Source organism: Microbacterium sp. ISL-103 (assembly GCF_018613995.1).
Lineage (GTDB): Bacteria > Actinomycetota > Actinomycetes > Actinomycetales > Microbacteriaceae > Microbacterium.
The window spans coordinates 1-5,748 of sequence record NZ_JAGGPD010000087.1 but is presented as its reverse complement, the minus strand read 5'-3'; the positions used below and the strand labels follow the sequence as shown (position 1 = coordinate 5,748).

At 68.7% G+C, this 5,748-nt stretch carries 6 protein-coding genes and 1 pseudogene; 2 read left to right on the top strand and 5 right to left on the bottom strand.

Going from position 1 to position 5,748, the window contains the following annotated elements:
• A partial coding sequence (locus tag J7E68_RS03945; protein ID WP_215170044.1) for a CoA transferase occupies window positions 1–957 on the top strand: 957 nt, incomplete at its 5' end.
• Here the strand turns inward: J7E68_RS03945 and J7E68_RS03940 are convergent.
• From J7E68_RS03940 to J7E68_RS03925, 4 genes are all read right to left on the bottom strand, one after another.
• Window positions 942–1,739: a DUF4184 family protein gene (locus tag J7E68_RS03940; RefSeq protein ID WP_215170042.1), complete on the bottom strand. Its 798-nt coding sequence runs from the start codon at window positions 1,737–1,739 to the stop codon at window positions 942–944. The genes J7E68_RS03945 and J7E68_RS03940 overlap by 16 nt on opposite strands.
• Before the next feature lie 96 nt (window positions 1,740–1,835).
• Window positions 1,836–3,137: a tyrosine--tRNA ligase gene (gene tyrS, locus J7E68_RS03935; protein WP_215170040.1), complete on the bottom strand. Its 1,302-nt coding sequence runs from the start codon at window positions 3,135–3,137 to the stop codon at window positions 1,836–1,838.
• Window positions 3,138–3,201: 64 nt separating this feature from the next.
• Window positions 3,202–4,071: a hypothetical protein gene (locus tag J7E68_RS03930; protein WP_215170038.1), complete on the bottom strand. Its 870-nt coding sequence runs from the start codon at window positions 4,069–4,071 to the stop codon at window positions 3,202–3,204.
• On the bottom strand, window positions 4,068–4,712 hold the full coding sequence (locus tag J7E68_RS03925) for a SatD family protein (RefSeq protein ID WP_215170036.1): 645 nt from the start codon (window positions 4,710–4,712) through the stop codon (window positions 4,068–4,070). The genes J7E68_RS03930 and J7E68_RS03925 overlap by 4 nt, the downstream gene beginning before the upstream one ends.
• 59 nt (window positions 4,713–4,771) lie before the next feature.
• Here J7E68_RS03925 and J7E68_RS03920 point away from each other — a divergent pair, with 59 nt between their 5' ends.
• On the top strand, window positions 4,772–5,359 hold the full coding sequence (locus J7E68_RS03920; protein WP_215170035.1) for a DUF1349 domain-containing protein: 588 nt from the start codon (window positions 4,772–4,774) through the stop codon (window positions 5,357–5,359).
• 51 nt (window positions 5,360–5,410) lie between these two features.
• Here J7E68_RS03920 and J7E68_RS03915 read toward each other — a convergent pair.
• Window positions 5,411–5,748 (bottom strand): annotated as a pseudogene (locus J7E68_RS03915) (argininosuccinate lyase); the annotation flags it as partial.

Genomic DNA, 5,748 nt, shown 5'->3' with positions numbered 1-5,748 from the left:
GGCCTGTCCCCCGGCTCTGCGGGTGAGGCGGTGGCCACCGCGCTCGAGCGGCTGCCCGCCGATGAGGCGGTCCACCTGATCACCGTGAACGGCGGCCTCGCAGTGCCGGTAGCACGAGAGGATCGCCGCGCGGATGCCGAGTTGCGAGCGACGCCTCTGCTCGACGTCGAGAGGGTCGACTCCCCCTCCGTCGCGCGCTCTCGAGCATCACGCCCCCACGTGGATGCGCCGCTCGCGGGCATCCGCGTCCTCGATCTCACCCGTGTGATCGCCGGGCCCGTGTGCACTCGAACCCTTGCTCTTCTCGGCGCCGATGTTCTGCGCATCGACCCTCCGCATCTCGCCGAACCCGAGTGGCAGCACCTCGACACAGGTCACGGCAAGCGCTCGTCTCTGCTCGACGCGCACACGGATCGTCTGCGTGAGCTGCTGGATGCCGCGGATGTGGTCGTGCTGGGTTACCGGCCCGCGTCCCTCGAGCGCCTGGGACTCTCGCCCCGCGCACTCGCACGGCAGCACCCGGGGGTCGTCATCGCCCAGCTCAGCGCCTGGGGCATCGATCACCCGCACCGAGCCGGTTTCGACAGTCTGGTGCAGGCCGCCTCGGGGATCGCCATGATCGAGTCGCCCGACGGGCGCCAGCCCGGGGTGCTGCCTGCTCAGGCGCTGGATCACAGCGCCGGGTACCTTCTCGCCGCCGCAGTGACCGCGCTGGTGCGGCGACAGCGGCGCGAAGGCGGCACGTGGATCGTTCGCACCTCGCTGCGAAGGATCGCCGCCGAACTGCTCGGCATGCCGCGCCGCATCGATCCCGAGAAGGCGCGGGAGTTCGACGCAGGCGCGCACACCTCGTCGTTCCTCGTCGACGGCTCGACGGTGATCACCGCGAGCGCGGCTCTTCCCGGTCTCGAGTTCGCCGCGCCTCGACGATGGGGGGCAGATCAGGCGAGGTGGTGACGCCGCCGGAACAGCGGGATCGAGAGGCACAGGGCCAGAGTGAGAGCTCCCCACAGCGCACACGCCGGCGGCAGCATCCGGTAGGCGAGGTGCTGGTACGTGAATTCCGCGTTGAAAGGTCCGTACGCCGCGTAGCCGATGATCCACGCCGTGATCAGCACGACGGGCAGCGACAGCCACCACGCGATGCGCACCCCGGCCGGAACCGACCGAGCGAGCGAGCCTCGCGGCTCGGCTCGTCGCAACCGGAGCACAGCCCAGATGCCGATGCCGACCAGACCGATCGCACTGGATCCGTGCTGCAGCCACTTGAACCCGGTGAGGGGCCCCCACATGCGCTCGAGCGCCGGGAAGACCTCGACGCCCCAACGGCCCTCATGAGTGAACAGATCCCAGACGATGTGGCTCAGCACTCCCAGGATCAGCGACACCGCGAGCAGGATCGGGTAGAGCGGGCGCTTCTGCCCCACACCCACAGCGGCTCCCGCCGCCTCGACGCCGGGCTGGTTCCAGTCGCCGGGCAGGCGTCGTGCGAGCCAGAGGGGCGAGAGCTCACCGACCGCGGGACGCAGCACGACGCGCCAGACGAGGAACAGCACGAATGCCACCAGGGCTGTCCAGACCACGTTCCCGAAGGTGTGGGTGAACGAGTACCGGAGGCCGAGTCCCCGCACGAAAAGGGGAAGATCCGGTGTCATCGCACCGATCGCGATCGCCGCCGGAACCAGCGGCGTGCGGATGAAGGGCAGAGCGACCAGCGCGTGGCTCGGGGTGAACGGCATCGGTGTCTCCTGTCGGCGACCGGATGAGAAGCGTGACGGCGGCCACCTGAGAATGCTCGGATGGCCGCCGTCTCGCGATCGACGATCGTGTGGTGATCAGCTGATGAAGACGCCCGCGAGGGTCTTCTTGCCTCGGCGGAGCACGGAGACCCCGCCTGGCAGGGTGCCCTGAACGGTCGCGTTCTCGTCTTCGACGCGTGCACCGTCGAGCGAGACTCCACCCTGGCCGATGGCACGACGCGCCTCAGAGAGGCTGGCGACCAGACCTGTGGCGACGAGGATCTCGACGACCGGCGCACCCGCCGCGACCGTCGCGTTCGGAAGCTCCTCGAGAGCGGTGCGCAACGTGGAGGCATCGAGCGTGGTCAGGTCGCCCTGGCCGAACAGCGCCTCGGATGCGGCGATGACTGCGGCCGCCGCGTCGATCCCGTGCACGATGGCGACGACCTCGAGTGCGAGACGCTTCTGAGCCGCGCGCCGGAAAGGCTCGGACTCGACGAGCGCCTCGTACTCCTCGATCTCGGCGCGGCTGAGGAAGGTGAAGACCTTCAGCCGTTCGATCACATCGGCGTCCGCAGTGCTCAGCCAGAACTGGTACATCCGGTAGGGGCTGCACATCTCGGGGTCGAGCCAGACGGCGTTCCCCTCGCTCTTACCGAACTTGGTTCCGTCGCTGTTCGTGATCAGCGGCGTGCCGATCGCGTGCGCGGCGACGCCCTCGGACCGCCGGATCAGGTCTGTTCCGCTGGTCAGATTGCCCCACTGATCGGAGCCGCCCGTCTGCAGGACGCAGTCGTACTGGCGGTACAGCTCGAGGAAGTCCATCCCCTGCAGGATCTGGTAGCTGAACTCGGTGTAGCTGATGCCCTCATCCGAATTCAGCCGCGCGGCGACCGCATCCTTCTTGAGCATCGTGCCCACACGGTAGTGCTTGCCGATCTCGCGCAGGAAGTCGATCGCCGACAGCGGCGCCGTCCAGTCGAGGTTGTTGACGATGCGGGCGGCGTTGTCGCCCTCGAAGCTGAGGTAGCGCTCGACCTGAGTCCTCAGCCGACCGACCCACTCTTCGACCGTCTCGCGGGTGTTGAGCGTGCGCTCGGCCGTGGGGCGAGGGTCGCCGATGAGACCGGTCGAGCCGCCGACGAGCCCCAGGGGCTTGTGACCGGCGAGCTGGATTCGGCGCAGGGTCAGCAGCTGCACCAGGTTGCCGAGGTGCAGGCTCGGTGCTGTCGGGTCGAAACCGCAGTAATACGTGATCGGGTCTCCGGCGAGAAGGGCGCGCAGCGCCTCCTGGTCAGTGGACACATGGACGAGGCCGCGCCACAGCAGTTCGTCCCACACGTTCTCGAACGTGGGATCGATCGCCGGCGGGGCGGTCGTCAGAGCGGAATTCGACACGCGCCCCAGGCTATCAGCGGTGAGCACCGGCGATTCGCCGCCGCAGCCGAGCTGCGACCAGGACTCAGGTGTGCGCGGCCCACCACACGAGGAAGGCGGCCCCCAGCCCGATCACCCAGCTCCCGAGGCTGCCGACGAGGAAGTACTCGGCTCTCGCCCCCGTCTCGCCGTCGCGCGAGATCTCGGGGAATCGCACGCTGCCCTTGGCCGCGAGCATCGCCGCGAGGATCGGATAGGCCGCAGCGAGCGTGAGGATCATCACCAGGATGCGCTCCAATGGGCCGATCAGTCGCCCGCCTTTGAAGCCTGCACGCGGATCGCTGGTCATCGTGCCCGCGGGAACGGACTCGACGACGGCTTCTTCGCCGGCCACGGCCTCGGCCACGGCCTCGACGGGCCCCGTGGCGGGAGATGTCTTCGCCTCGGCGGCAGTCGTCGCCTCATCGGGGGCGGATGCATCTCCGGGTGCGGGAGCGAGGCGACGCCCGAGGTCGGAGGGACGCCAGGTGTGCTCGCCGTCGAGTGCGGCGCGCACCACCAGGTTCGCGGATTCGAGGAGGAACACGCCCGTCCCGACCGTGAGCATGGCGAGATCGAAGGGAACGTCGCCGAACGGGGAACGGAGGGTCCAGACCTCACCGATGAGCCCCGCATCTGCACGGGCACCGAGCCACACCACAGACCCGATGCTGAGGACGCCGAGCAGCACGGCAGGCCAGAAGCCGAGCGGCGCCACCCGCTCTGACGGCATGCACCACACCCAGAGAGCGCCGACGAGCAGACCGAGGAGCATCGGCAGCAGCGCATCGCTGACGCTGCCCAGCAGCAGCAGGATCACCGCCACCGTGAGGTAGCCCACCCATCGGCGCGGGGCGAACTGGCGCACGAGATCAGCGGCGCCCACGGCGAGGAGGATGAATCCGGCGACGATCATGCGTTCGACCCCCTGAGGGCCGCGAGTCCTTCGAGAAGCGCGGCGCTGCCTGCGTTCCGCAGCGATTTCGAGACACTCGGCTGCGAGATGCCCTCTTCGGCGGCGAGCTCGTGCTGCGACCGGCCGATCAGGCGCCCGTAGGTCAGACGACGTTCACGCTCGTTCATCGCCCCCACCACCTCGTCGCGTACGAGGAGGTAGGCGTTCGACGCGGCGATCGTGCTCTGCATGACCTCATCCTGCCCTGGGGCTCCGACAATCCAGGTCCTGGTGCGCGGCACGGCGCGACCCTCCCTCGTGTGCACGGTCTCGATGGCGGCTCGGGCGGCATACCACCCGGGCCCGTCTGCGAGCTCGCCGTGCACCGAATCGACCGCGCTGACGGCTCCGATTCCGATTCCGAATCGGAAGGCGATGCCGTCGGGGAGCGCGAGCTGGATCATCAGCAGCGACACCATGGCGTCTTCGAGGCCTGCATAGACCCCCTGCTGCTCGTCGCCGACCGTGGGCGTCAGCGGTCTCTGCGCGAGCGGAAGATCCTTCTCGACCCGGGCGATGGTGGCATCGAGCACACGCTGCGCCGCCGTGCGGTCGTCGAGCTTGCGCGAGCCCACGATGTCGGCGAGTACGGCGATGACCATGACATAACCGTATCACGAATAACTTGGCTTTATGCCTTATTTGGTTATATCCTCGGAACATGCCTGAATCAGACATCATCTCCTGGGCCGATGGCTCCTGGACCCATGAGCCCGCCGCCGTCTCCGCCGAACGCGACCATCTCGAGGTCACCGCGGTCGAGGGCAGCGACGCCTGGCGACACACCGCCTACGGATTCGTTCACGACACCGAGCACGCTCTGCTCGCCCCGCTGGCTGTGGGCGACGCGATGGATGTGTCGTTCCGGGCCCCATGGGACGGCCAGTTCGATCAGGCCGGAGTCTTCGTCATGATCGACGACGAGCACTGGATCAAAGCCGGCATCGAGTACGCCGATGATCATCTCGGGCTCGGCGCCGTCGTCACCGACGTCCGCTCCGACTGGTCTGTGGGCTACGTCGACGACTGGCACGGAAGCGAGATCACCGTACGGGTGAGCCGCTGGCCGGACGCCGTCATCGTGCGTGCGCGAGCGGATGACGGCGACTGGCGACTGGTGCGGGTCGCCCCGTTCGACGGCGACGCCGTGGCATCCGCCGGACCGTTCCTCGCAGGACCCACCCGGGCCGGACTCGTGGTGCGCTTCACCCGCTGGACGAGATCCGCCGCCGACGTCGCACTGCACTGAACACGGCATCTCCGCAGGCCGCCGATAGTCGGCGGCCTGCGGAGGACGCACTTACAACCCGAGGGCGTGCGCCGCGGCTTGAGCGCGGGCCACCAGCTCGGCGCGCTGCTCGGCCACCCGCACGGGAGCCGTTCCGCCGGCGCCCGTGCGCGAGGCTACGGATCCCTCGATCGTGAGCACCTCACGCACCTCGGGAACGAGATGAGGCGACACGGAGATCAGCAGTTCGTCGGAGGCGTCTTCGAGGCCGATTCCCGACTCCTCGCAGGCCCGGACGAGAGCGCCGGAGATCTCATGCGCGTCGCGGAAGGGCACGCGCCGCTTCACGAGCCACTCCGCCACATCGGTGGCGAGCGAGAAGCCCTCGGGGGCGAGCGCCGCCATCCGCT